The sequence below is a fragment of the Scytonema sp. PRP1 genome (assembly GCF_036697665.2).
Lineage (GTDB): Bacteria > Cyanobacteriota > Cyanobacteriia > Cyanobacteriales > Nostocaceae > Kalymmatonema > Kalymmatonema gypsitolerans.
In genome coordinates this window covers 1-23,451 of sequence record NZ_JBAHYJ020000097.1, presented here as the reverse complement: position 1 = coordinate 23,451, position 23,451 = coordinate 1, and the positions used below count along the sequence as shown (strand labels likewise).

Annotated in this window: 16 protein-coding genes; 4 read left to right on the top strand and 12 right to left on the bottom strand. The window is 40.6% G+C overall.

Annotation, left to right across the window (positions count from 1 at the left end):
- Nucleotides 1–94: 94 nt before the first annotated feature.
- Complete coding sequence (locus tag V5G28_RS26015) at nt 95–2,911, bottom strand: hybrid sensor histidine kinase/response regulator (protein ID WP_332988340.1); 2,817 nt, start codon at nt 2,909–2,911, stop codon at nt 95–97.
- A gap of 308 nt (nt 2,912–3,219) precedes the next feature.
- On the opposite strand from V5G28_RS26015, the gene V5G28_RS26010 reads away from it, so the two are divergent.
- Together V5G28_RS26010 and V5G28_RS26005 are read left to right on the top strand one after the other, a co-directional pair.
- Entirely contained in the window at nt 3,220–4,755 is a 1,536-nt protein-coding gene (locus V5G28_RS26010; RefSeq protein ID WP_332988338.1) for a DEAD/DEAH box helicase family protein, read from the top strand.
- A gap of 56 nt (nt 4,756–4,811) precedes the next feature.
- The gene (locus tag V5G28_RS26005) at nt 4,812–6,026 is read left to right on the top strand and encodes a DUF790 family protein (protein WP_332988336.1); all 1,215 of its coding nucleotides are present in this window, start codon (nt 4,812–4,814) and stop codon (nt 6,024–6,026) included.
- A 311-nt stretch (nt 6,027–6,337) separates the two neighbouring features.
- Here the strand turns inward: V5G28_RS26005 and V5G28_RS26000 are convergent, their stop codons facing one another.
- A complete protein-coding gene (locus tag V5G28_RS26000) occupies nt 6,338–7,027 on the bottom strand; it encodes a phosphoribosyltransferase (RefSeq protein ID WP_332988333.1) in 690 nt (229 codons plus the stop codon).
- 612 nt (nt 7,028–7,639) lie between these two features.
- Between V5G28_RS26000 and V5G28_RS25995 the strand changes: the two genes are divergently transcribed.
- Together V5G28_RS25995 and V5G28_RS25990 are read left to right on the top strand one after the other, a co-directional pair.
- Nucleotides 7,640–7,918 (top strand): carboxypeptidase-like regulatory domain-containing protein, encoded by a 279-nt coding sequence (locus V5G28_RS25995; protein ID WP_332988331.1) that lies wholly within the window; start codon nt 7,640–7,642, stop codon nt 7,916–7,918.
- 94 nt (nt 7,919–8,012) lie between these two features.
- Nucleotides 8,013–8,159: a hypothetical protein gene (locus V5G28_RS25990; protein WP_332988372.1), complete on the top strand. Its 147-nt coding sequence runs from the start codon at nt 8,013–8,015 to the stop codon at nt 8,157–8,159.
- 184 nt (nt 8,160–8,343) lie between these two features.
- On the opposite strand, the gene V5G28_RS25985 is transcribed toward V5G28_RS25990, so the two are convergent.
- The 10 genes from V5G28_RS25985 to V5G28_RS25940 all read right to left on the bottom strand — a co-directional run bounded on the left by V5G28_RS25985 (nt 8,344) and on the right by V5G28_RS25940 (nt 22,992).
- Nucleotides 8,344–14,145, bottom strand: a complete 5,802-nt coding sequence (locus V5G28_RS25985; protein WP_332988328.1) for an AAA family ATPase — start codon at nt 14,143–14,145, stop codon at nt 8,344–8,346.
- A gap of 313 nt (nt 14,146–14,458) precedes the next feature.
- The gene (locus V5G28_RS25980; RefSeq protein ID WP_332988326.1) at nt 14,459–14,698 is read right to left on the bottom strand and encodes a hypothetical protein; all 240 of its coding nucleotides are present in this window, start codon (nt 14,696–14,698) and stop codon (nt 14,459–14,461) included.
- A 2-nt stretch (nt 14,699–14,700) separates the two neighbouring features.
- Nucleotides 14,701–15,489: a hypothetical protein gene (locus V5G28_RS25975; RefSeq protein ID WP_332988324.1), complete on the bottom strand. Its 789-nt coding sequence runs from the start codon at nt 15,487–15,489 to the stop codon at nt 14,701–14,703.
- 83 nt (nt 15,490–15,572) lie between these two features.
- A complete protein-coding gene (locus tag V5G28_RS25970; RefSeq protein ID WP_332988322.1) occupies nt 15,573–16,649 on the bottom strand; it encodes a hypothetical protein in 1,077 nt (358 codons plus the stop codon).
- Between the two features lie 15 nt (nt 16,650–16,664).
- Nucleotides 16,665–17,753, bottom strand: coding sequence for an amidohydrolase family protein (locus V5G28_RS25965; RefSeq protein WP_332988321.1), 1,089 nt, complete (start codon nt 17,751–17,753; stop codon nt 16,665–16,667).
- 132 nt (nt 17,754–17,885) lie between these two features.
- Nucleotides 17,886–18,038 (bottom strand): hypothetical protein, encoded by a 153-nt coding sequence (locus V5G28_RS25960; protein ID WP_332988318.1) that lies wholly within the window; start codon nt 18,036–18,038, stop codon nt 17,886–17,888.
- Between the two features lie 397 nt (nt 18,039–18,435).
- Entirely contained in the window at nt 18,436–18,618 is a 183-nt protein-coding gene (locus tag V5G28_RS25955; RefSeq protein ID WP_332988316.1) for an NAD(P)-binding protein, read from the bottom strand.
- Nucleotides 18,619–18,942: 324 nt separating this feature from the next.
- Nucleotides 18,943–19,170 carry a transposase family protein gene (locus V5G28_RS25950; RefSeq protein ID WP_332988314.1) on the bottom strand — a complete coding sequence of 76 codons (228 nt, stop codon included), beginning with the start codon at nt 19,168–19,170 and terminating at the stop codon, nt 18,943–18,945.
- Nucleotides 19,171–19,781: 611 nt separating this feature from the next.
- Entirely contained in the window at nt 19,782–20,219 is a 438-nt protein-coding gene (locus tag V5G28_RS25945) for a beta/gamma crystallin domain-containing protein (RefSeq protein WP_332988311.1), read from the bottom strand.
- Nucleotides 20,220–20,685: 466 nt separating this feature from the next.
- The gene (locus V5G28_RS25940) at nt 20,686–22,992 is read right to left on the bottom strand and encodes a TOMM precursor leader peptide-binding protein (protein WP_332988308.1); all 2,307 of its coding nucleotides are present in this window, start codon (nt 22,990–22,992) and stop codon (nt 20,686–20,688) included.
- Between the last annotated feature and the right edge of the window lie 459 nt (nt 22,993–23,451).

The following is a 23,451-nucleotide window of genomic DNA, read 5'->3' as shown; positions in this document are numbered from 1 at the left end:
TCGGTAAAGGTGCATAAGAAGATGAGCGGGACAAATCAATTCAAAATTCACGCATTCAAAATAAGAACTCTGTCCCTCTCTCCCTCCCTCCTCTTCAAATGCGTCCGGCGAGGTTGGCAACAACGGTAGCTAACTCGGTTGGGTTGACTGGTTTGGGGACGTGAAGCTGAAAACCTGCGTTGAGTGCTTGTGTACGGTCTTCTGCTCTAGCATATGCTGTCAACGCCACTGCTGGAGTTCGTCCGCTTTCACCAGGAAGCGCCCTGACTTTACGAATTAAGGAGTAGCCATCTTCTTGTGGCATACCAATATCGCTGACTAAGACATCCGGTTGAAATTTTTGCAGGGCAACAAGTGCCTCACGAGCAGATGACACTGCGATGACCTGTGCTTTATGCTGTAAGAGCACTGTGGACAAAAGCTGACGGGCGTCTGGCTCATCATCTACGACTAGCACCCGCAAGCCTCCCAAGTTTGGAAGACCGTCTTGAACCTCTTTACCCCCAAGCGTAGATAAAAGCTGCTCTCTTTCACTTGTCTTTGTTGCCCCAACTTTCATAGGCAGATTGACAATGAACGTCGATCCCTGTCCAATTCCTGGACTTTCGGCACGAACTGTACCACCGTGCAATTCTACCAAATGACGCACAATGGCTAACCCCAAACCGAGCCCGCCATGCGATCGCGTACTTGAGCTATCAGCTTGGCGGAAGCGCTCAAATACATACGGCAAAAACTCAGGAGCAATGCCAACTCCTGTATCTCTCACCTGAAATTCCACACGTGAATTGATACTTTCAAGTCGTACGTCTACCGTTCCCCCCTTAGGTGTAAACTTAACGGCGTTGGAGAGTAAATTCCACACAATTTGTTGCAAGCGGTTGGCATCGCCCAAAATTACTCCGACACAAGGGTCTGAAAAATATTCAATACAAAGTTCCTTGGCGTCAGCACCAGGAATAATTGTATCGATTGATACCTTTATTAAAGATGCAAGTTTGACTGGACGCACATCTAGCTGGAGTTTACCAGTAATAATTCGCGATACATCCAATACATCATCTATCAGTGTTGTTAGGGATTTCGTGTTGCGGTCAATTGTTTCCAGCGCTCGGGCAGTGGTTTCTTCATCAAATTTACGGCTCCTGAGTAGTTGTGTCCAGCCGAGCATTGCGTTGAGGGGGGTACGGAGTTCGTGGGAGAGTGTAGCTAAAAACTCATCCTTCATGCGATTTGCTGCTTCTGCCGACTCGCGGGAAGCTTGTTCTCTTGCCAACAGTTGTTCGCGTTCTTGCTCTGCGTGCTTGCGATCGCTAATGTCAATCATAAATCCACGCAGTATCTGCGGTCCATCCTCACCCCGCACGACATTGACAATGTCATACAGCCACACGACTCTGCCATCTGCTGCCAACATTCTATATTCAAATTCGTAATTCTCTAGAGACAGCGAACACTCTATGCAATGCTTGATTGTCCACTCCCGATCCTCTGGATGGATATGATCAGCCCAGAAATTATCTGTGTACCAGTCTAACAATGGATAGCCAAGAATCTCAACTGTTTGCGGTCCTACATAAGTAAAATTTCCTGTAGTAGCGTCTGCCTCCCAAGGAATCACGCGCACCTTTTCTGCCAGTTTGCGAAACCGTTCTTCGCTGTCTTTGAGAGCTGCTTCTGAAAGCTTGCGTTCTGAGATATCACTAATTAAGGCAACAAATCCTACAACTTCTCCTCCTTGGCTAAATTGAGGAACGTAAGAGACGTTAACATAACGGGTTACGCCATCTTCATAATCTAAATTTGTCTCGTAGGAAACTTGCTCTCCTGTTAATACCGCTTCCACATATCGACGAATGGACTCATAAGCTGATTCGCCCACAACTTCTTTAATATGCTTGCCGTAAATTTCTGAGGCGGGAATCCCATGCCATTCTTCATATCTTTTATTATTAAAGCGATACCGTTGCTCGGCATCGACATAGGAAATTAAAACTGGCACAGCATCTGTAATTAGGCGCAGTTGTTCTTCTCGTTGACGCAATGCTTCTTCCATCCGTTTGCGTTCGCTCAAATCGAGAGAGAATACAATCATCTCCTGTTGAGTGTCGTAAGGTTCCTGCAACAGTGCACCACCGATGAGAATTGGGACACGGCTACCATCTTTGTGGATGTATTCTTTCTCAAAGGGAGTGCCAACTCCCTGTTTGCTGAGCTCTTCTAGCCGTTGTGCATCCAAATGCCGATATTCCGGCGCTGTTATGGCATCCCAACGTAACTTGCCTTTTGCTAGTTCTTCACGGGTATAGCCCACCATATTCAGAAAATAGTCGTTGGCGTAGTGAACACCGCCACTAAAGTCACCTAAGGCTACACCAAAAATATTCGACTCTACAAGTCTTCGGAACAGCTTGTCGCTCTCGCGCGTGGTATCTTCACACTGGCGTTCTGTCATGTCGTGTTGAGTTCCCCACCCTCGCACTAAAACGCCATTTTCCACACTTCCCACAAGATTGTTCACCAAGTACTGAGAATTTCCATGCTTATCTATCTCATGGTATGCATCGATTTTATCAAAGCGCTGCTTAAGCGTGCGTAACCCTGTTAGCGAGCTAATAAGAATCGCTACAGGTACGAACGTCCCTAACTGCAATATGTTATGCAGAGCAAAATTGCCTAGCAAGTACACAGGTTGTGTAAAAAAGTAGCCCATAGCCAAAGTAGACAGAGCAGTAGCCAGCAACCCTGGTTGCATTCCACCATACCAAGTACTCACTGCTACAGCCGCAAAAAACAGTTGGCACAAGGTTGGCATCATTCGTGACTGTAGCAATAATGTTAGTATGAACGCGCCACCAACAGCTAAGGCTGCCACAGCGTAAGGCACAAGAAGAGGGCGAATTCCTTTCAAAGCGGGTTCTCCTTTGGTGCAGCACTCACAGCAACAATTGCTTGCTCTACTGCTGTAGCTTGTATCAGCAACTTTACTTTGTTAAAACTCTAATTGCAGATAATTTTAAAGAGTTTTAAATTTTTTTCAAAAATACCGAAAATAACTTTATATTTATTTAACATTTTTTCATTTTTCCTTGACCTTTATAAAACCTCGCGGTGAGTGTGGAAAAGAGCGCGACTTGGATTTCTCATGCAGCTTTTACGTTATTCATAGTTAAATGTGAGAGATATCTTGCATTGTAAAAAAGCTGGGAAAAGCGAAAAATGGCTCGCACGTCCATATTAACTTTTGATCGTGGCACATTAATTTTGCATCCACCACCACGCGGCAAAGCTTGGATGGATTTTGCTACATGCGATGATAGAGTGGAAAAATTCCGCATTCCGGCTATTCATTACCGTGCTTTGGTGGAAGCAATGCAAGCGGAAAATACTGACTTTATCGATGAAGCTAAGGCGTTTTATCCTCTGGAGTTGGTTCCCAGTGTGGAAATGGAACCTTATCCCCACCAAAGTGAGGCGCTAGCAGCTTGGAAACTTGCGGGAAGACAAGGGGTAGTAGTGCTTCCTACAGCAGCAGGAAAGACGTATTTGGCGCAGATGGCGATGCAAGCAACACCGCGCACGACGCTGATTGTTGTACCAACGCTGGATTTAATGCACCAGTGGTATGCTCATTTAAAGGCGGCGTTTCCTGATACTGAGGTGGGGTTGCTGGGAGGTGGTTCGCGGGATAGAACACCTGTACTCGTTGCCACTTATGACAGTGCAGCAATTCATGCGGAAAGTCTGGGGAATCTGTATGCTTTGTTAATTTTTGATGAATGTCATCATTTACCAACAGATTTTAGTCGAGTGATTGCGGAATACGCGATCGCACCCTATCGTCTGGGATTATCCGCTACACCCGAACGTACCGATGGCAAACACGCTGATTTAAATATTTTAATAGGCACAGAAGTTTATCGTAAAAGGGCTGAAGATTTAGCGGGAAAGGCGTTAGCAGAACATGAAATTGTACAACTTAAGGTGAAATTATCACAACTGGAACGGGAAAGATACACTCAGCTGATTCAAACTCGCAACGACTTTTTGAAGGAATCAAAGATTTCTTTGGGGAGTCTTCAAGGCTGGCAACATTTTGTGCAGATGAGTGCGCGATCGCAAGCTGGACGTAGAGCGATGTTAGCGCATCGTGAAGCGAAAGAAATTGCTTTGGGTACTGATGGAAAGATAAGAGTTCTTGCTGATATATTGGCTCAACATTATCCGGAACGTGTTTTGATTTTTACTGCTGATAATGCTACTGTTTATCATATTTCGCAAGAGTTTCTCGTTCCGGCTATTACTCATCAAACTCCTGTGAAGGAACGTCATGAGATATTAACAAAATTTCGGGAGGGAGAGTATAAAACTCTGGTTGCTTCTCATGTTTTGAATGAGGGTGTTGATGTACCTGCGGCTTCTGTGGCTGTTATTTTATCTGGGACTGGTTCGACACGGGAGTATATTCAAAGATTGGGAAGGGTTTTAAGGAAGGGGAAGGATAATAATAAGCAGGCGATTTTATATGAGGTGGTGGCGGAGGATACGAGTGAGGAGGGGACTTCGGCGAGGAGAAGAGGTGTGGAGAGAAATGAACCGCCAAAACGCCAAGAACGCCAAGGTAAAGAGGAGAAGAAAGGGAATTTGCGGGTTGTTTATGGGAGTGGACAGGAAAAGAGTCTTAAGGCTGCTGAACAGTTAGAAATAAATTATAAGGTTCAAAAAAAGCCGCCGATCAACACGGATGAAAGTTGATAATGTTTCAATAGTTCTTTGTGTTCATCTGCGTTTATCTGCGGTTTAAAGTTCCAATGTTACCAACAGAGTTACTAAGTCACAGGCAAAATGGGGAAGAGATAATCCCGAAGAGATTGAAGATTGATGATAAGAATTTGGCGATCGCCTCTGAGTTAATGAGTTGTTTTCAGAAGGTTGTGGGGGATACTCAGGGTACGCTGGAGCGTCAGTTGTTGGAGTTGGAGGGGGATACTCCTGATTATAAAATAAAGCGGGGTTTGGCTTATATCCTCAAAAGCGCTTTTTGCACGTTTGAGGTTGTGAGTCCTTTGGAACCTCAAATGTTACGAGAAAGGGTTTTTGCTCTAGCTGCGAAGTCTCCTCCAAGTCGGGAGTTGACTGAGGTTACGTTGACAAAGATTGCTGATGAATTGAGTCATGAACTTGAGCGCGAAGTTTTGGCGAAACAAGTTCGTGACGGGTTATATGCTGATTTGTCTGAAAATAAGATTTTAACTGCTTTTGATACGCCAGATTCTAAGGAAGTTTTGCATCGATACAATTTATCTCAGGTGCAAGGGGTGTTTTACAAGGCGAGTCAGCTGATCATAAATGCTCATCGCAATGTTCCAGGGCAATATAAGCTTTTATTTCGCTATCTTAAGTTGTTTCAATTAATGTCTTATATTGAGGGAGATGCTGACCACGGGTTTACAATTACGATTGATGGTCCGACGAGTTTGTTTACTCCAAGTACACGGTATGGTTTGGCTATTGCTAAGCTAATTCCAGCGTTACTTCATGTGACGAAATGGAGCCTTTCGGCGACTCTGCAAACTCGTGATTTCTACACAAATACATGGAAAACTGGGCGTTTTACTCTCAATTCTGAATGCGGTTTGGTGTCTCATTATTCAGCAGGTAAGCCATATGATAGTATGTTAGAAGAGTCATTTGCTAATAAGTGGGAGTCAATGAAAACGGATTGGGTGTTAGAGCGAGAAGTTGACCTCATTCCTATTCCTGGAAGTGTGATGATTCCCGATTTTAGATTAGTGCATCCTGATGGTCGCACGTTTTTATTAGAAATAGTTGGTTATTGGCGACCAGAGTATTTACAAAAGAAGTTTTCACAGGTGCGACGTTCGGGATGCGATAACTTAATTTTAGCAATTTCTGAACGATTGAATTTGGATAAAGCAGGGGTCAAATTAAATGATGTTCCTGCAAAAATTGTTTGGTTTAAAGATAAGTTGTTGCCAAAATCAGTGTTAGCGGTGATGGAATAAAAATTCGTGAGGTTCCAACTGAATTATTCTTGATTAACTGAAAGAACTCAGAACTCAGGAGTCAGAAGTCAGAATGAACTTCTGTACGACTGGGTGACTCGTCTTGGGGTTTAAATAACGACAGTTAATACGGGAGCCAGTACTGCAGGAGGGTTTCCCGACAGCAGGCAACTGGCGTTGGCGCAGCCTCTCCGCAGGAGATACCCGAAGGGGTTTCCCGACCTAGGTATCTGGCGTTGTCTACAATTGGTTGGGGTGCTACTTTGATCGAATTGATTCTGAGTTCTGCGTTCTGACAACTGAGTTCTTCTTCAATTCATCTTTTCTTCGTTTTGTTGCAGCAGATATTCCAAAGCTTCTCCTGTCTTTAGCTGGGGAAATTCGGAGTAAAAATGACTCACACTACAGAAAGGTTCTGGTGTTGCGAGGACAATCACGCGATCGCCCCACTGATGTAACCAAGGTAGCAACTTCAAGGGCGCTACTGGAGCACATAACCAAACTTCAGCCGGAGAAAGTGCCTTGAGAGATGTTGCCGCTACTGCCATTGTCATACCTGTGGCAATACCATCATCAACTAAAATGAGCGTAGCACCTTCGGTATTCACCTGCGGACAACCAGGACTCAATTGAGCCTCAAGAAACTTCGCTTGAATCGCAGCTGTATCTAATGCTGCTTCTCGCCACCCTGAATTGGGCATATTGCGAAAAGACAGCTTGTGCTGATCCCAAAGAACATTTCCGGAAGCAGTAACCGCACCAATAGCCAACTCGGGATTTTCTGGATGGCTAATTTTTTTCGCTACCTCTATCGTCAAGGGACAGTTGAGGAGACGCGCTACTGGTGCTGCTACTGGTAATCCTCCTCTTGGCAAAGCATACACAATTGTCTTAGGCTTTGCTACCGAGTTAGCAGTTTGCTGGGTTAAAATAGCCTGAATCGCTTGCGCCAGTTGCTCACCAGCTTGAATACGGTTAGTAAAAAGCGGGGTTTTTGTCATGGTTCCCCCAGCATACGACAGCGTCTATGCTTCTATCATGACTGATTTTGACCGAATCAGTTACCATGTACCCGCAGTACCAGTTACCAGTTATTAGACAAAAATTTTGGTACAAGCCCGTTCCGTTGTTCCCTGGGCCTGGGAAACCCCAACGGGAGAGCCAGTTGCCTGCTGCAGGAAACCCTCCTGCACTTCTGTTGTCGTCACCGCCTACAGGACTTCTCTCTGTTTTTAAACATGGAAGTACATAGAAAGATGTCGGAGCGAGATACGTAGTACGAGAAATACGGCGTCCTTGTTTAAATCCCCATCAGGTATTGATGGGGATTAACTGGTCACTCGTCACTGTTCACTGTTCACTGTTAATCAGGATAATTATAGGACTTACGCAAGAGCTCTGGTGAAACTCTTATTTCTTCTGTCTTTTGCGTAGGAGTGCGGTAGCCTGCGGCACGCCAAAGGCGAACGGGTAAGCGCAAAGCGTCCCGTGAGGGATACGCGTCTACATTTTTTCATAATTTTGCCTCAGTCCTGAATTATGGATTTAGCGAAATAACGATTTCGCTACAGAAATCGGTTACAGTACCTACCAAGGTTGAGGGCAAAGTCATTGTGACTGCTGCTGACATGGCTGTGCCAAGCACAGTCCTTCAAGGCAAAATATTTAACCAGAATGAGGAACCTGTCTTGATGGCACAAGTGCAGTTTGGTAACACGGTAAGCACATTTAGCAATGACCAAGGTCAATACTCGCTCTTTTCTATAGAAGCATCAGAAATCCAGCGTTTGGTGCGGGTTTCTGCACAGGGCTATCAACCTACCTCCCAATCGGTAGTCATCAACCAACCTGGTACTTTACAACCTCCTTTGAACTTTGTCTTACAAGGATGATGTTCATGACTTATTTCTTTTCTATGCCCCAACTTTAACGAGTCATTCGTTCCATCCCATTAACTTAATTATTGAGAACTAAGGAGTAAAAATAATGCCCGTGTATCAAGCACCGGGAGTATACGTTGAGGAAGTATCCTCAGGTATTAAGCCTATTGCTGGTGTTGGCACCAGTATTGCTGGCTTTATTGGTCGCGTAGCCGATAATGTCACAATGCCAGAGAAGCCAACAAGACTCTGATAACAGTTTTGGTCTTATCTGAACCGTATTGGATTATAGCGGTTCTCAGTTGGGTGCAATACAATAATTACTGCGGTTGGAACCAACCAACAATGTCACTTAAATTAATAGTTTCTAAAGCTTCTGTAATAGCTTGTTTTTATGTTACCTGCGTTTGTGCGGTGAGGTGCAAGATATCAGTAAATCAAACAAAAATCAATTCATAAATACGGTTCTGAACTCTCAAAGTTCCCTGTTGCTTGACTACTAGCCCCGACAAAAGCAATTCTCTTTCCTCTGAACTATCAACTGCAACAATCTCTCCTTGATGCAAAATTTGTCGATAGAGTTCTAGTAGCCAAACGGATTGTTTGCTATTAAGGAGGCGATCGCGAATGGTTCTTAAATGCTCTGGTTCATCCTGTGATTCCCAATTCTCTATTACCTGAGTTTGCACCAAATTTTCAATCCATTCGGCTTCTCTGTTAGTAGGGATAGGAGATGAAGAATTGCGGATAAGTTTACAAAGCTTTTGAGTCAAAAAAGGCTGACCATTAGTCCAGGCTAACACTTCTTTTAAGACTGTTTGAGGATTACTCACTTTCTCTGCCAATCCCTGAAGTAAAGGTTGCGCTTCATGCTCTTTAAAGCCTTCCAATTGAATAGTCTGACCAATGTTAAAGGGCGTTCTTTGGTGGTCAGTAATTAAGTCGCTAGGGGTAACGACTCCAAAAAGAGCAAAGGTTAAACATCGATACTCTGGATTAATACTACGCTGATTATAGCAGGAGCGAATCAGAGCAAAAAAGTCATTAACTGGGAAATTCAAGCCCAAGACGTTATCAATTTCATCGATAAAAATTATCAGGTTTTTAGAGATAGTGTCATCATTTTGAGCAACTTCAACTAGCAAAACTTCTTCAATAAATTGACTCAACCTCTGAACCGGAGAAATATCTCCTTGCTCTTGCCACCAAGTTTTTAGATTAACCTTTCTTAACAAACCAAAACTTCGCCATAGCTCTACTGTCAATCCTCTGTACCATTGGTCAGGCGTGACATTTTCGCTACCAATGCGGGTTAGATCAATTGCCCCGCAGCTAAATCCCTCATGCTGGAGATGGTGTATCATGCGTACCATTAGGCTTGACTTGCCCATCTGCCGAGGATTGAGAATGTAACAAAACTCCCCGCGCTTCAACGCCTTGTAGAGATAACGGTCTGCTGAACGCACAACATAAGTGGGAGCATCCATCGGCAAACTTCCTCCCACTTGATAGTCAAAGGTAGAGGGTTGTTCGGCACTTTTGAGTAACTCGTTTTCAAAGAGCAGTTCGGCTTGGGTGGCTTTGAGAACTTCTAGGGTTTGTGAGAGTTCATGAGTGCGCTCTTCTACTCTCAGCTCTAGATTTCGGTTATAATCTTCTAACTGTCCGTAGAGACGGGCATTTTCAATGGAGATAGCAGCTTGAGCAGAAAGAATTCTTAAAACTTCAATGCGATCGCTGGTAAATGCATCTGTGGTTAAATTGTTTTCTAAATATAAAATACCGCTTAGTTTGCTTTGATGTAACAAAGGAGTACAGAGAATCGATTTTGGTTGAGTAGCGACGATGTAGCGATCGCGGATAAACTGTTCTTCTTCGGTAGCGTTATTAAGAACTACATTTTCTTGAGTACGGACAACATAGTTAATGATCCCAACTGGTAGGATAGGTGTCTGCGTATCGCCATCTACAGAGTCAATGGGAAGCGATCGCACTAAAGTAACGTCATCAGAATCTACTGTCCCTTCAGCTTCGATCACCCATTTATGTTCTTTTTCCAGTATCAGAAAGCCTTTTTGAGCACCTCCATTTTCAATTACTGTTTTCATTAACTTAGCCAGCAGTTGGTCTAGTTTAATTTCGCTAGCTAATATTTGAGAGGCTTTGGTAACTGTGACGATATCAAGGGCTTGGGGATTTGTACTAGCAGTAGATTCAGTTGTATTAATACTTTGGTTTTCTTTTCGGTCGTTTATATCCATTAGAAACTGTGGATACTCCAATTCTAAAGCTTGAACTTTGGCTTTTGCACCCCAGCGACTGTAACAATGATAAGCATTTCTCAGATATAGTCGTCCTATTTCTTCTCTACCCAGAGAGAGATAAAATTCTGCTGCGCGTTCGTAAGCTATGGCTTCTTCGTGAATAAATTCAGATTTTTTAGCACCTTGAATTGCTTTTTCATAAAGTTCTTGAGCTTGCCAATTTTGTCCTAAAACTCGTGCTTTCTCTGCTTCTACTAAATCGTATTTATTTTGAAAATTGGCAGGGCAATGACCAGCCCATATTTTCATGTCTTGCTGATTTATTTTTACTTTTTCTAGGATTATTTTTTTTTGCTCTGACTCGCAATTATGATAGTGAGCAAGAAAGGAGAGAGAAGAATAAAAACTATGTTGTGGAGTAGGTAAATATGCAGCACAAGCATTGATAAATTTATATGACTTAATACTAAAATCAATACTTTTTTGATAATCTTTACCGAAAAAATACAAAATTAATTTGGCAAAATAAAAAATGAAAAGTAGCCATTCGTTATTAGTTGTTATAAAATTCTCTAAATACTCTTTTTCTTCTTGAACGTTCTTGCCAATAACACAATAACCATTATTGTTACTTATTAAATTCATGGAAATATTTTTACATATTTCTATATAATAAATAGAATAATTTTGTTTATTTTTTTTTATAAAATGAATATATTGTTGATAAATCGTGTTAGTTTCCTGTAAAGAATCGCCTCGAAGAAATTTCAGCAAACAATAAGTTATAGCCACATAACAAACATACTCATTACTTCCTGTATCTATGCCTTTTTGAATGCCATGTACTAATTGTTCTTCTACAATTCTATCTCTTAGAAATTCCTTCCAATGCCATGACATTCCATAGTACATATGGATGATTAATGATTCTAATTTTGAGAGCCTAAATTTATTCTGTAAATTAATAGCAATTTTACCAAATTTATATCCCGAACTAATATCCCGTTTTTTTCCACATAAAAACATCGCATAATAACTATAAATGCTAGGAGATTGCGGAGGATTACCGTATTTAATAAAAAGATTAATTTGGATTAGTATAACCAGAATAAATAAGAGAAAATTTGTAGTCGATATAGAAGTCATGAGTTGCTGTAATATTGATATAGCTGCCAGCTTATCTGGTGCAGACATATTGGGAAGCTCGGCTAAATCTTCAATAGATTTTTTTCTCAAAATTACTTTAAGCTCTTCTTTTTCTTTCTTAATTTGCTTTTCTATCTCATCTACATTAAGGGACAGATATATTCCTAGTTCTGCTAAAAACTCTAAGGCAATTTGTATTGATTTATCTTGCTGAAACTGAGCATAGTATGATAAAATTTTAAATTCATATAACTTTACTTTATCTAGCTTGCTCTGAGTCTTTTGCAGAATAATTATCGATAGTTCTTGAACTCGATCAAACTGGGTATTTAAGTAGAACAATTCTAAAGTTTCTTCATGAATTTCTAAAGTTAATAGATATTGATGCTCCCAACTATTTGAAGATAATAACCCTAACCCAGTTTCTAAATATCTTAGAGCAGGTTGATAGGCTGTTGAGTCTTTCGCTTTTTTTCCAGCTTGAAGATTTAATTTCGCTAAATTATCTTTTTCAAATTGCTCGTCAATTAATTCAGATCCTTCATTTAATTGATTAACAATAGCAAAGATATTTTCCTGTAACTCATCTTCTGGAATATTTTTCAGAAGCAGACGACCTACTTGCAAATGAACTATTTTTTTCTCGTCTTCAGGAATTAAAGCATAAGCTGCTTGCTGAACTCGGTCATGTAAAAATTTGTAGGGAATATAGTTAGGAATTTTGGGAATAAAAGCATCAGATATTTCTAAAGTATTCGTTGATATTTCTTCCTGATTCCAAAGCACAGGTATTTTATAGTCATTACTCAGGGGTAAAATTAAACCTTCTTCTAGTGCTGAATGAAGTTCTCTAGCTGTAGTTATTTGAGATTTATTATTTACAATAGAGAGGATTTCTAAATTAAATTGATTGCCTATACAGGCAGCTAATTGCAAAATTTTCTGACTTTTTTCATCTAGTTTAGTAATCTTGCCGATAGTTAAGTCAACGACATTATCAGTTATTCCTACTCTTTCAATTTCCTTAATATTCCACTGCCAATCATTTTTAGGATGGTCAAATGACAAAAGCTTTTCTCTGTACAGATATTGAAGTAATTGAGTTAAGAAAAAAGGATTTCCTTGAGTTTTATTGCTTACTAACTCTGCTATAATTTTTGACTTTTCTGTGGAGCAATTTAAAGTATTGGCAATTAATTGGTTGATATATTGCATTTCTAAAGGTTGCAGCAAGATATTATTGACCCTAGCACTTTCTTTTTGAATTTGCTCTAAGGTTTGCATCAAAGGATGAGTAGCATCAATTTCATTATCTCGGTAGGCTCCGATTATCAATAGATATTGGCTGTCAGCATCGGTTATTAATAGCTCAATTAACTTCAGGGATGCTAAATCTGCCCACTGTAGATCGTCGAGGAAGATAACTAAGGGGTGTTCTTTTTGAGCGAAAACAGTAATAAATCTTTGAAAAAATAAATTAAATCGATTTTGAGCCTCAGTTGCTCCTAATTGCTCAACTGGTGGTTGTTTGCCGATAATCTGCTCCAATTCAGGAATTATATCGATGATAACCTGAGCATTAGGATTCAATGCTGCTAAAAGTTCCTGTTTCCAAGTTTGTAGTGCTGCTTCAGATTCGGTAAGTAATTGGCGTGTTAAGTCTTGAAATGCTAAAGCGATCGCCGCATAAGGAATATCTCGCTGCAACTGGTCAAATTTTCCGCTAATAAAGTACCCTCGCTGGCGTAATATTGGTTTATGAACTTCATTAACCAAAGCAGATTTGCCAATTCCTGAATAACCAGAAACCAGCATCATCTCACTGCTACCTTGACTGACTCGCTCGAAAGTAGTTAATAGTTGTGTAACTTCTTCTTCTCTACCATAAAGTTTTTCAGGAATGACAAAGCGATCGCAAATATCCTGAGTTGCTAAACAAAACTCGTCAATTTGCCCTAAAGTCTCTAAGCGATCGCGACAGGTTTCCAAGTCGGCTTTGATTCCCCAAGCACTTTGGTACCGTTCTTCTGGGGTTTTTGCCAACAATTTCATCACAATGTCTGAAACGGCTTTAGATATTGGTTGAGACGTTGAATTTAACGTTTCTACAAGTTCATGTGGGGGAACAGGTTGTTGAGCAATATGACAATGAACTAATTCTATAGGGTCAGTAGTTGCAAAAGGTAGTTGATTGGTAAGCAATTCGTAAAACGTAGCACCCAAGGAATAAAAATCGCTACGGTAATCTATCCCTCGGTTCATTCTTCCAGTTTGCTCTGGAGCAATATAAGCTAAAGTTCCTTCTAAGCGCTCAATATTGCCAACTGTCTGATTTTCCCGAGATAAAGAAGTGGAAATACCGAAATCGATGATTTTAAGTTGTTCGGTTTCTGGATTATAGACGATATTAGAGGGGTTAATATCTTTGTGGATGATATTGGCAGCGTGAATAGCCCCTAAACTCTCAGTAGTTTTGATGGCAATAGAGAGAAATTCTTTAAGAGTAAATTGGCGTTCGGGCATTAACAATTTTAAAGATTCACCGCCAAAGTCTTCTAAAAACATGACTAGACTATTTTCATATCGCTGCAAATTGTATGCTTTAATAACTCCATTGGTATTTAAGGAGCGGGTGATTTCATGTTCCTGCTTGTATCGAGTTAGTTCTGAAGGAGTAGGGTAGTTTTCCTTGAGAATCTTTAAAATAACGGGTTGATTATCAGGCTTGAGAATGGCTCGATAGACTAATGAATTAGCACTTTCATAAATTTTCTGAATAATCTGATAGTCTGTAGGACTTACGCATTGACAAAAATCGATTTTGTGCATCAGACTTATTTGCTACCCTTCCTTCTTTAATTAAGTGCAACAAAATCAACTTATGCACCAGTAAGATAGAATTGGGAAATTCTTGCGAAATCTGACTATTGCAGAACCGCACGGAAGTTGGCACTCTTTCCGTTCTGCACACAATAGTTTATTTGTAAAGTGCGTAAGTCCTAGTCTGTTTCAATCTTGTCTGGTTGCCGATCCATAGGAAGCTTGAAAAAACCTGGAATCCTTTTTATACAGGCTTTCCAGGATTTTATCATTGTGACTAGATTTTAGGCTACAATCTATTTTCAAGGAATAACTTTTAAAATTAACTAGAACTGAGGGGAATATAAGGATAGGGAGGAACGACGAACTTCAATTGCTTATTTTTCCAGTCAGGAGAGTCGAGTCGGGGATAAAAAGGTAACAACTTGTCATATTCACCTGCCAAAGCCCAATTTTCAACTTGCTCTTCTGTTACAGTGTATTTACCTAATGTTGGTCTTGGAGGATAACCTAAAGTAACTTTAGTATAAGGAGGATTTGGGCTAAATCCTGCTTGAGCCATATCTACCATACTAGAATAAATGTATCCCAAGATACGTCAAAAGCGTGCCGCCAAACCATTTCATAAGTGCTAAAAATGGGTTCCCAAATTCTGTTGCATCGTGAGTTATCTTTGTATTTGTAATAAGCTTGTCCGCTTAATAAAAGAGCTAAACGTATTGAATTATAATTTGCGTATTCAGGTTTAATCAAGTAATCCAAATACTCATTTTCAACATCTGATAGACTTCTAGCTAGTTCTTTCGACGCAAGTTTTGGAGATATTTCGTTATTGTCTCTTAACCAATGAGTATCAGTAACAATATTATACGAATTCAAGATTCCTCTGACCAATCCTACCTGTTCTGGAGTGTATTTCTTGATTCGCTCTGCTTCAAGCCAGGTGACAGCCATCATCTGAGATATCTTGCGACCTTGTAACAGAATACGTACTGTGTGTTGTATTGAATTGTCCTGTTCATCATTGTCGGATGAGGATGAAGTTGAAAAATTGGTATCGATTTTTACTCCTTGTGAAGGTAAACAATTAACTCCTAAATAACGGCTTATTAAGTCTTTTTTCTTTCCATATACTAATTTTGTAGTTACGTAACCAGATTGCTCCATTTCAAACAAATTACTAAAATCAACATCTTTAGAGTCTTTGTTAATCTCAACTAGGAATATTTGGAAATATTTCTCATCAGTAACACGCTTCTTAGATGTAATTTGAGAACCCTCCACTTCCCTAGTGACTGAGGTAATACTATTTAAGTTTTTTAAGTTATTAATATCTACAGGTTTAATTTGCATTATTCTCTCCTTGCTATTGAGTGAGTCATCTAAGTTTATTTTTTAATCAAAACCAGCTATGATTTTGAGAAAAAGAAGATTTTTTAACTTGTACTTAGCGGAATATAGGGATAGGGACACCTGAAATAATCCACATCTATCACATAAGTTTCGTCTTGCTTGTTATAAAAAGGAAAATCTCCTCCACTCTCTTCTGCCTCTGCCCATTTTTTGATGTAATTTCGAGGTAGCTGTTCTGAAGAAGGTATGGGAGGATAAGGCATGACAACTTGGTAAACGATCCAAGGTGATTCTTGACTGATAATTAATTCCTTGAATTGTCCTTGAAATATACTCCAATCTGATTCTAAGCTGTAGTTAAAGACTATTTCACCTGTACTGAGAACGGATTCGGCAATTTGGTGGTATTTATTTTCTTTGTTGTTAAGATAATATGCCTGTCCCGAAGACAAGAGAGACAACGTAATTCCTTGCCAAGCCCTACTGGTAGGCAAAATCAAAAACCTTGCTCCTTTGTCAGTTAAACCTTTGGATTGTAGTGGATTGTAAATGCTCGGATCTTCAGAATTAGGGTTGTCAGGAGGAGCTCCTCCTGCAACAAGAAAAATTTCTCTAGCTATAAGACCATCCAAAATCTGAGAGGGAATATCGTCCCACTTCCCATCAATAAACTTATCCCACTCACCATTTTCTTTCGCTTCCAAATAAGTCCACCAAGTTCTAGCAATTAATTGAGATAGCTTACGAGTCTGTAATATGACGCGAATTGATGGATAGAAATTACCTAGTTCAGTTTGATTAGAATTACCATTGGATAAGGTTTCGATAAAACCTTTTGGAAAAACAACTCCTGGAAAGGGTAAATATGAAGATAGCTTATTATTATCGCCTTTTCTAGGATAATCTTTCAGTTTTTCTATTGTCTCGCGATCCAGTTCAAAATCATTGAAACTATCTGGTTCGGGGTTGCCAGTATTCCCCAAACCTCTCTTTCGCGCTAATATGGTTGTGCTTATATGTTGACCTTCTCTCTTTTCTTGTTCTTTAGCAGCAGGCTTGACCTCTAATATTTGGTAATAGGTATCGGGTTGATACCACTGTCCTCGGTAGAGTGGATCTCCACTACCTCGGCTAGTTGGGCTAATTGGTGTTTCCGCCATTGTCTTTTCCTCAATTTAAGATAAGTTGTAAAAACGACAAGGATTATCCCAAAGAATCTTTTGCACAGTTTCTTTCGATAATTTTTCCTCAAGCTTTACCATGTCTGCAACGATGTTCGGCTTGTGATCCATATGGGGATAGTCCGAACCAAAGATTAAGTTGTCCATGCCGATATATTCAATCACCTGAGCCAGTAATGGTTCTGAAGGCTCAATGGCAATAAAGCACTGGCGACGAAAATACTCAGATGGCTTGATTTTGACATTATCATTAATTTTATCCTCCCAATGTAAATTTTCGTATTCTTCATCTAGTCGCCACAGCCAATAGGGAAGCCAGCCACAACCAGACTCCAGAAAAGCCACTTTCAGTTTTGGATGACGTTCTAATACCCCTCCTTCAATCAAGGCTAATAAAGCCATCATCTGTTCCATCGGATGAGAGCAAGCGTGGGTAGCAAAACGAGTGTTAAATCTTCCTGTTCCAGTAGTTGGCAAGCGACTGTGAGTCCCTTCGTGAATACCTACTGCTATTCCTAGTCGATCGCATTCTGTCCAAAAAGGCTCGTAAGCAGAGTCGCTCAATAGTCTTCCTTTGACGGGGTTAGGGCGTAAAAACACCGCTTTCCAGCCAAAATCGACAATCCGATGCAATTCATGCACCATTGACTCTGGCGCGTGCAGATTAATTGCTCCTACCCCCTTCAATCTATCTGGAGCGTAGCTGCAAAAATCCTTTAACCAATTGTTGTAAGCGCGGGTAAAAGCGCCAGCAACTTCCGGTTGCATAGTATTGCTCGCCCAAACCCACAATCCATAAGTTGGGTAAAGGAATGCCACATCGATCCCCATCTGCATCATCTCTTGAACGTGAGACTCGACATTGTAGCCTTGGAAATAAGCATTAGGATGAGCTTCCATCATCTGCTTATTCGCCTTATCTCGAACTTGCCTAGAGACTTTTCTTACAATGTCTACCCCTTGAATTTTCATGTCTGGTGAGGGGGCAAACTGTTTAAATTCTGGTTCGAGATATTCAGCCCACATACTGGGAGGTTCAATAACGTGGGAATCCGCATCAATAATCGAATATCCGTTTAACATGATCTGTAATCAATCTGTCTCGGAATTGGGAGTCGGTGCGTGACGCTACAAGTCTGATGACTACGCTGAAACTTTTTCGTAGCTTCACACATCCTACAGTTTTTCGTGTCCGTTGTGTAAGTCCTATTTTTATCAAATAAGCGGTGAAATAGCCTTGATGGTACTACCAACAATTTTTAAAGCCTTATCTATCTCTGATAAAAAACTATTAAAATCATCAATTTTCCCAGCCGACTTGTTCAATCTATTTGTAGCTTGTTCAATTTTTGAACGAGGACGACTCATTGGCGATCACTAAAATTCAAAGGTTGCGTTGGGAATATCCCAAAAGCAGTGAATTACCTTTGATATTAGTTTTTCTCTCAGTCTCTGAAACTCATAAAAGTTATCCCAGAACTCATAGAAAAACTCATGAAAAATAACATCACTAAGTAGGGAGAACCTCACATCCACATCGGAAAAGAATTGAAAAGCGCTGACATTTGCACAAATCGCCTAAAATTGAAGTTAACCGCGTGTTAGACGAGTTAAAGGTAGAAAAACATCCGGTTAAAACTTTTATCGTGAACTTCCCCCTTTGACAAAAGTCGTATGCGGCGAACTTTGACTGCAAGTGAGGTTGTCAGGCTCATAGACATTGACTGTACTCACTTAGAAAAGCGTTAAATTTCGACAGCCTTGTTTAGTTTTGCGTCCATACAGAAAAATCCCTCCAACACTGCTTCTTTAATTCATAAGCTGCTGCTAGACCAGCCATTCCGGCTCCGAGAATCCCAATCTTTTGACGCTCCTTACCATTATCGACATTGTTGATCTCTTTAAGTATGCTCTCAACAGTCGTCCAGGGTTGATTTATACTTGACATTTTTGACCTCCTAATGGCTAATTTTTTAACGGGACTTAAACAATTTTCAAGCCAGAACTAGCTTTACTCAGATCTTGCACCTATCCGTATAATCCTGGGTTTAGTCAAAAGCAGCGCAATAAAGCGGAGAGCGTTTTTCTTGGCTTTTATCAGTAGAATAAGGATTTTAGGATTAGTACTGTGTGTAAAAAGCATATCAATTTTTCTTAGTGCAAGATATGAGCTTTAATATTAGTTTTTCTCTTAGTCTGTGAAACTCATAAAACTCATCCCAGAACTCATAGAAAAACTCATGAAAAATAACATCACTAAGTAAGGAGAACCTCACATCCACATCGGAAAAGAATTGAGTCGCTCTTCTTTTCGTGACAGCACCGCTAGTATTGCGATGGTTAAAATATCACTTAGTTGATGCAAACGAGTCCGTTCCACTCGTGGGTCTTGAAGGGAGGCAAAACAATCGTTGAGGCGCTGACTCAAGGCGATCACCTCAAGAGTCTTTGAACGGTTCGCCTGTTGAGCAGAAGCGGGAGCAAATCCTTTGGACAACATTAACCTTGGAATTTAGGGGGACAAGAATGATCATCGCCAAGAAACACTCTGCGAGTCATTTCGCCTGACCAATTGTGATGCCTCTCCTCAGCACTAGCATCATTCGTCTTAAACGTCTGTACAATTAGCTACATTTTTAGATGCGCTTACCCTGGTTTAAATCAAGAGTCGCACTTATATTTTTTGCCATAAAAGGTAGACGTTAAAAGCCTGGAAAGATTACTTAACCGGAATCCTACCTTGTTTTTGACCCTCATCAATTTTTGCACACATTACCACACTTAAAATTTATTCACAATTTATGTATTAATACGGCTATTGATGTGATGAATATTTTTTAGTACTGAAGAAAGTTGTTAGCGATCGCTGGTTTTTGATCCTACCTCACTAAATCGCGTTGCTCCCCTTTACCAACCCCACATCAATTTAACGCACTACCGGATGGGGTTTGTCCATCAGTTTTAATCCCTGTAAAGGGTGTAGGCTTTTTGGAACCCTGGTTGCAGGTACTGCCCTGCGGCTCGGGTCTACAGAGCAGTACCTGATCGCGTGTGTTGACATAACCGATGAGGATTACGACCTGCGGCTGGATGCCAACCACCGCTATAACATCAGTTGATATGGATGGTATTAATGGTCACAGTGCCAACCGTGTTGATGAAGTCAATGACCTGCTGCCTTCCGAAATTGAAGTCTCCCTTGTTAGTCTTAACAAAGCCTTCATTGTTTCCAGAAAACAATCTATGCACGTCAGCGATACCAACTAGAATCTCGCCAGCATTAGCAAAGCACATTGTGGCGCTGTCGCCTCGAGGTCCTTGAAAGATGTTAAAGGTTGCAGGCTCGCATCTGGCACGGCCGAGGCCGACCGCATGAGCTGGCATAGCCATACCAACAAAGATCCCTACTACGAGTACAGCCACGGCAGCCCACCTGGCGACCTTACCTCGCAACGAGAGGTTTTTTAATAGGTCGTCAAGTCCCGCTCTCGCTTCTAACTCCTCATCCTTGTGATCAGTGGGTATCGTTGAGAATATTCTAAAAGCCATCTTTATGTCCTCCTTAACTCTTGTTTTTGGTAATTGAGTTTTTTGTTGAATAGAAGATAATAAGTAGTAAGGCGAAATTAATTACACACAGTCTGGGCTAAAATTATTGTCTAATCTAGAAACAGTGTGTAATTAATTCTGTCAAGTTACTTAGCTTGTTCGTTTCTATTCTGTTTCTTAGTAGTTGTAAGTAATCCACATCCCGTGAAAAGTCAGGTGATCGATGGGTGGATTACCTTGTTTTCTAGCCATGTTTTTCTCCTTAAAAGATTGAGATTTGCATCAAATTATGGTTCTAAAGCTTTTATTCTTTCCTTCAGTTTGTGACACTTGAGGGTGCAGAATGTGAGCTTCAACCGCATTACCTTTGATATTAGTTTTTCTCTTAGTCTCTGAAACTCAGAAAACTCATCCCAGAACTCATAGAAAAACTCATAAAAAATAACATCATTCAGTAAAGAGAACCTCACATCCACATGGGAAAAGAGTTGAGTCGCTCTTCTTTTCGTGGTTCTTGCAACCAACCCATTTTCACCGGAACCTCGTAAAGCCGTCCAGGTGCTAACCTTTTCCACATATGACGCATTCCCGGAACGATTACCTTGGCAACGTGAAGTCCAATATCGGGACGAGTCTGATCTAATACCAGCATTTCTAAACCATTGTTCTCAACGATTTGTTGACACAGCTTGACATCTTCGAGTAAATCGTCACTTGCCATATCGCGATAATAGCCACTGACTTTAGCAGCAATTCTCTTGTCTGGAACTAGATAAGGTTGATCGCTTAAAGTTGCGGTTTTCCACCAATCTACCGCCAAGCGATCGGCTGATGGGGGATATTGAGTACTTCCATCAGCTTTTGCAAATAAAACGTTGGGTAAAATTTGGTTAACTTCAGTCAAGGCTCGACTAATAGCAATCTTGGCATCGAAATGAGCGCCATAACCCAAAACAATATCTTCTACTTCGCTATCCTTTCTTCGACTAACAGCAGCAAACACAGGAATATCCAGATCGCTGGTAATATCTAAAACCCAAAGTTCCCGATTAATAGTTTGATAATATTGTTTCAGGCTTTGAAAATAAGGCTCGTCGAAACTATCTAAATCCACTTGAGGCTTTTGCAGCGAATTATACCACCATAACGCGACAGCATCCCGCTCTACTAACTCCATAAACCCCTGCAAAATCGCTTCTTCAATAGTATTACCCGCTGCACATCCATTAGAATCAGCCCAACAGTCGGGTTTATAGTCCGGTCGATAGCCATAATAACAGTAAGCCGTTGGCAGATACTTAAATTCCTGATGGGTTAAAGACCAAACGGGAGTCCAGTCAATTTCTCTTTCTTCATCAAAAGGTTCAGGGACTTTTTGAAACCAGCCTGGACACTCAACATTCCATTGCTCTCTATTGTGATATTGCTGTTGGCTGAAGTTCATACAAACATTGGGATGGATCGCCTTATCTCCCATTTGTTGGTAACTGCCTTTTTCTCTAATTTCATCCCCTTGAAACACCCCTGAATATCGCTCGATCGCTTCGCAGAAACCACTAGCCATAGCTTGAGAGTCAGTCCTACCTTTCCCTGCACTTCTACCCCCCAAATTTTGCCGCAAACTAGCTGAATCGTCGAAAATACTGAGAAAATGATGTTTGGCAATGTAATTATGAGTTAATCCATTCCCAGGAATTTTATTTAGTTCTCGCACAACGCCAGTAATGGGGCTAATATGATGTTGATATTTCCTGAGAGTTTCTTGTGGCGAACAAGAACGATGTCCTCCATCGGCGGTAAAGGTTTTCTGGCGGTGTTCTAAAACAACAGGTAGGGGGTTTTTAGTTAACCCATTTACCATTTCTCCACAGCTAGAACATTGAGGACGCTTCACCCACCTATGATTTTGAGTTTGCAGTGCGATCGCATCGTAAGTCATCAAATTGCTTTCTAATTGTTTATTTTCCCCTTGGACAATCCACTTAAACACCTCTGTGGCTACCATTCCTAAAGCAGTTTGTACTGTAGATGGCAAAAATCCCAAAGGAGGAGTTAAAGGGGAAGAAATGTGCTTCTGTCTCTGAATAAACCCTTCAATCGGTCTATTATCTCGCAAACGCTGGGCTAAACAGTTCCAACAACCTGTTTTCTGAGGATGAAATAAAGGACCAATCCAGACTATTGTCCCTAATGGCTTAACCAGTATCCAGGGAGATTGGGATTTTAAGGCTTGTTGATTGAACTTATCTAGCTCAAGATTGAGATAATCATCGGTTAAAACTACTGTCAAATCACCTTCGTCTGCTACTTGAATTTGGAGAGACTCAAGCACAGCAATGAAGTTTTCAGCAGAAACTGAATCTAATGCTTTTACTGCTACTTTAGTTGCTCGCAATCTTTGATAGGCTACTGTGGGAGCAATATTAAGATGATGGCAAAAGATGTCTAAGTTCGATGGGAGAGAGTTATCTTCTTGAACAAGATAGCCCTTTTGTTGCATTTGTAATAAAGCATATTGGGCTTTAATACTCAGATTGAGAACTTCTTGGAAGAAGGTGGTAGCTGACTGTAAAGATTTTGGGTCTTGCAGTAGCGACTGTTGAATAGTATCAATAATTTCGTCAATATTGCGATTGCCATCGATTAAAGCAGCTAAACTATAAGAAAGGCGATCGCTTAACCAGACTTTATCTCTCTCAGACAACAAAAATACATTGTCTGTTTCTATAGTTTCAACAGAGTAACAAGGATTGAATTGGGGTTTAGGTTGCATTGATCGTTATTAGTTGTTTGTTTACTAATCCCAGTGGGATTCTAGCGCAATACGGTTCAGTTCAAGATCAAGTATTTGTAAATTATGTATCTTTTCCAAACTATCCCGTTAATAATTCTGGGTAAAAAGCAGATATCTAAATATTGAAAAAAATGTATTTTGTTAAGCAATTCACTACTTTGGGCAATGTTTTACTATCAGTTAAAACTGGGAAATTTGCTGTACTAACGTTATCATAATTTTATCATGAGAGTGATCAAATAATATCGAATCTTCGGAGCACAAAACTTTTTCAAAAAACTTGATTTCAGCTATTTACTTAGAAAATAAACTCTCAATTCCTAGGCACATCTAAATTAACAGTGAACAGTGAACAGTGAACAAGTACCAGCCGCACCCATCAATACCTGATGGGGATTTAAACAAGGACGCCGTATTTCTCGTACTACGTATCTCGCG

Bases quoted from the DNA above. Each gene is read 5' to 3' on its own strand.
- V5G28_RS26010 (WP_332988338.1), top strand. From the start codon at position 3,220: ATGGCTCGCACGTCCATATTAACTTTTGATCGTGGCACATTAATTTTG.
- V5G28_RS26005 (WP_332988336.1), top strand. From the start codon at position 4,812: ATGTTACCAACAGAGTTACTAAGTCACAGGCAAAATGGGGAAGAGATA.
- V5G28_RS26000 (WP_332988333.1), bottom strand. From the start codon at position 7,027: ATGACAAAAACCCCGCTTTTTACTAACCGTATTCAAGCTGGTGAGCAA.
- V5G28_RS25990 (WP_332988372.1), top strand. From the start codon at position 8,013: ATGCCCGTGTATCAAGCACCGGGAGTATACGTTGAGGAAGTATCCTCA.
- V5G28_RS25985 (WP_332988328.1), bottom strand. From the start codon at position 14,145: ATGCACAAAATCGATTTTTGTCAATGCGTAAGTCCTACAGACTATCAG.
- V5G28_RS25980 (WP_332988326.1), bottom strand. From the start codon at position 14,698: ATGGCTCAAGCAGGATTTAGCCCAAATCCTCCTTATACTAAAGTTACT.
- V5G28_RS25975 (WP_332988324.1), bottom strand. From the start codon at position 15,489: ATGCAAATTAAACCTGTAGATATTAATAACTTAAAAAACTTAAATAGT.
- V5G28_RS25970 (WP_332988322.1), bottom strand. From the start codon at position 16,649: ATGGCGGAAACACCAATTAGCCCAACTAGCCGAGGTAGTGGAGATCCA.
- V5G28_RS25965 (WP_332988321.1), bottom strand. From the start codon at position 17,753: ATGTTAAACGGATATTCGATTATTGATGCGGATTCCCACGTTATTGAA.
- V5G28_RS25960 (WP_332988318.1), bottom strand. From the start codon at position 18,038: ATGAGTCGTCCTCGTTCAAAAATTGAACAAGCTACAAATAGATTGAAC.
- V5G28_RS25955 (WP_332988316.1), bottom strand. From the start codon at position 18,618: ATGTCAAGTATAAATCAACCCTGGACGACTGTTGAGAGCATACTTAAA.
- V5G28_RS25950 (WP_332988314.1), bottom strand. From the start codon at position 19,170: ATGTTGTCCAAAGGATTTGCTCCCGCTTCTGCTCAACAGGCGAACCGT.
- V5G28_RS25945 (WP_332988311.1), bottom strand. From the start codon at position 20,219: ATGGCTTTTAGAATATTCTCAACGATACCCACTGATCACAAGGATGAG.
- V5G28_RS25940 (WP_332988308.1), bottom strand. From the start codon at position 22,992: ATGCAACCTAAACCCCAATTCAATCCTTGTTACTCTGTTGAAACTATA.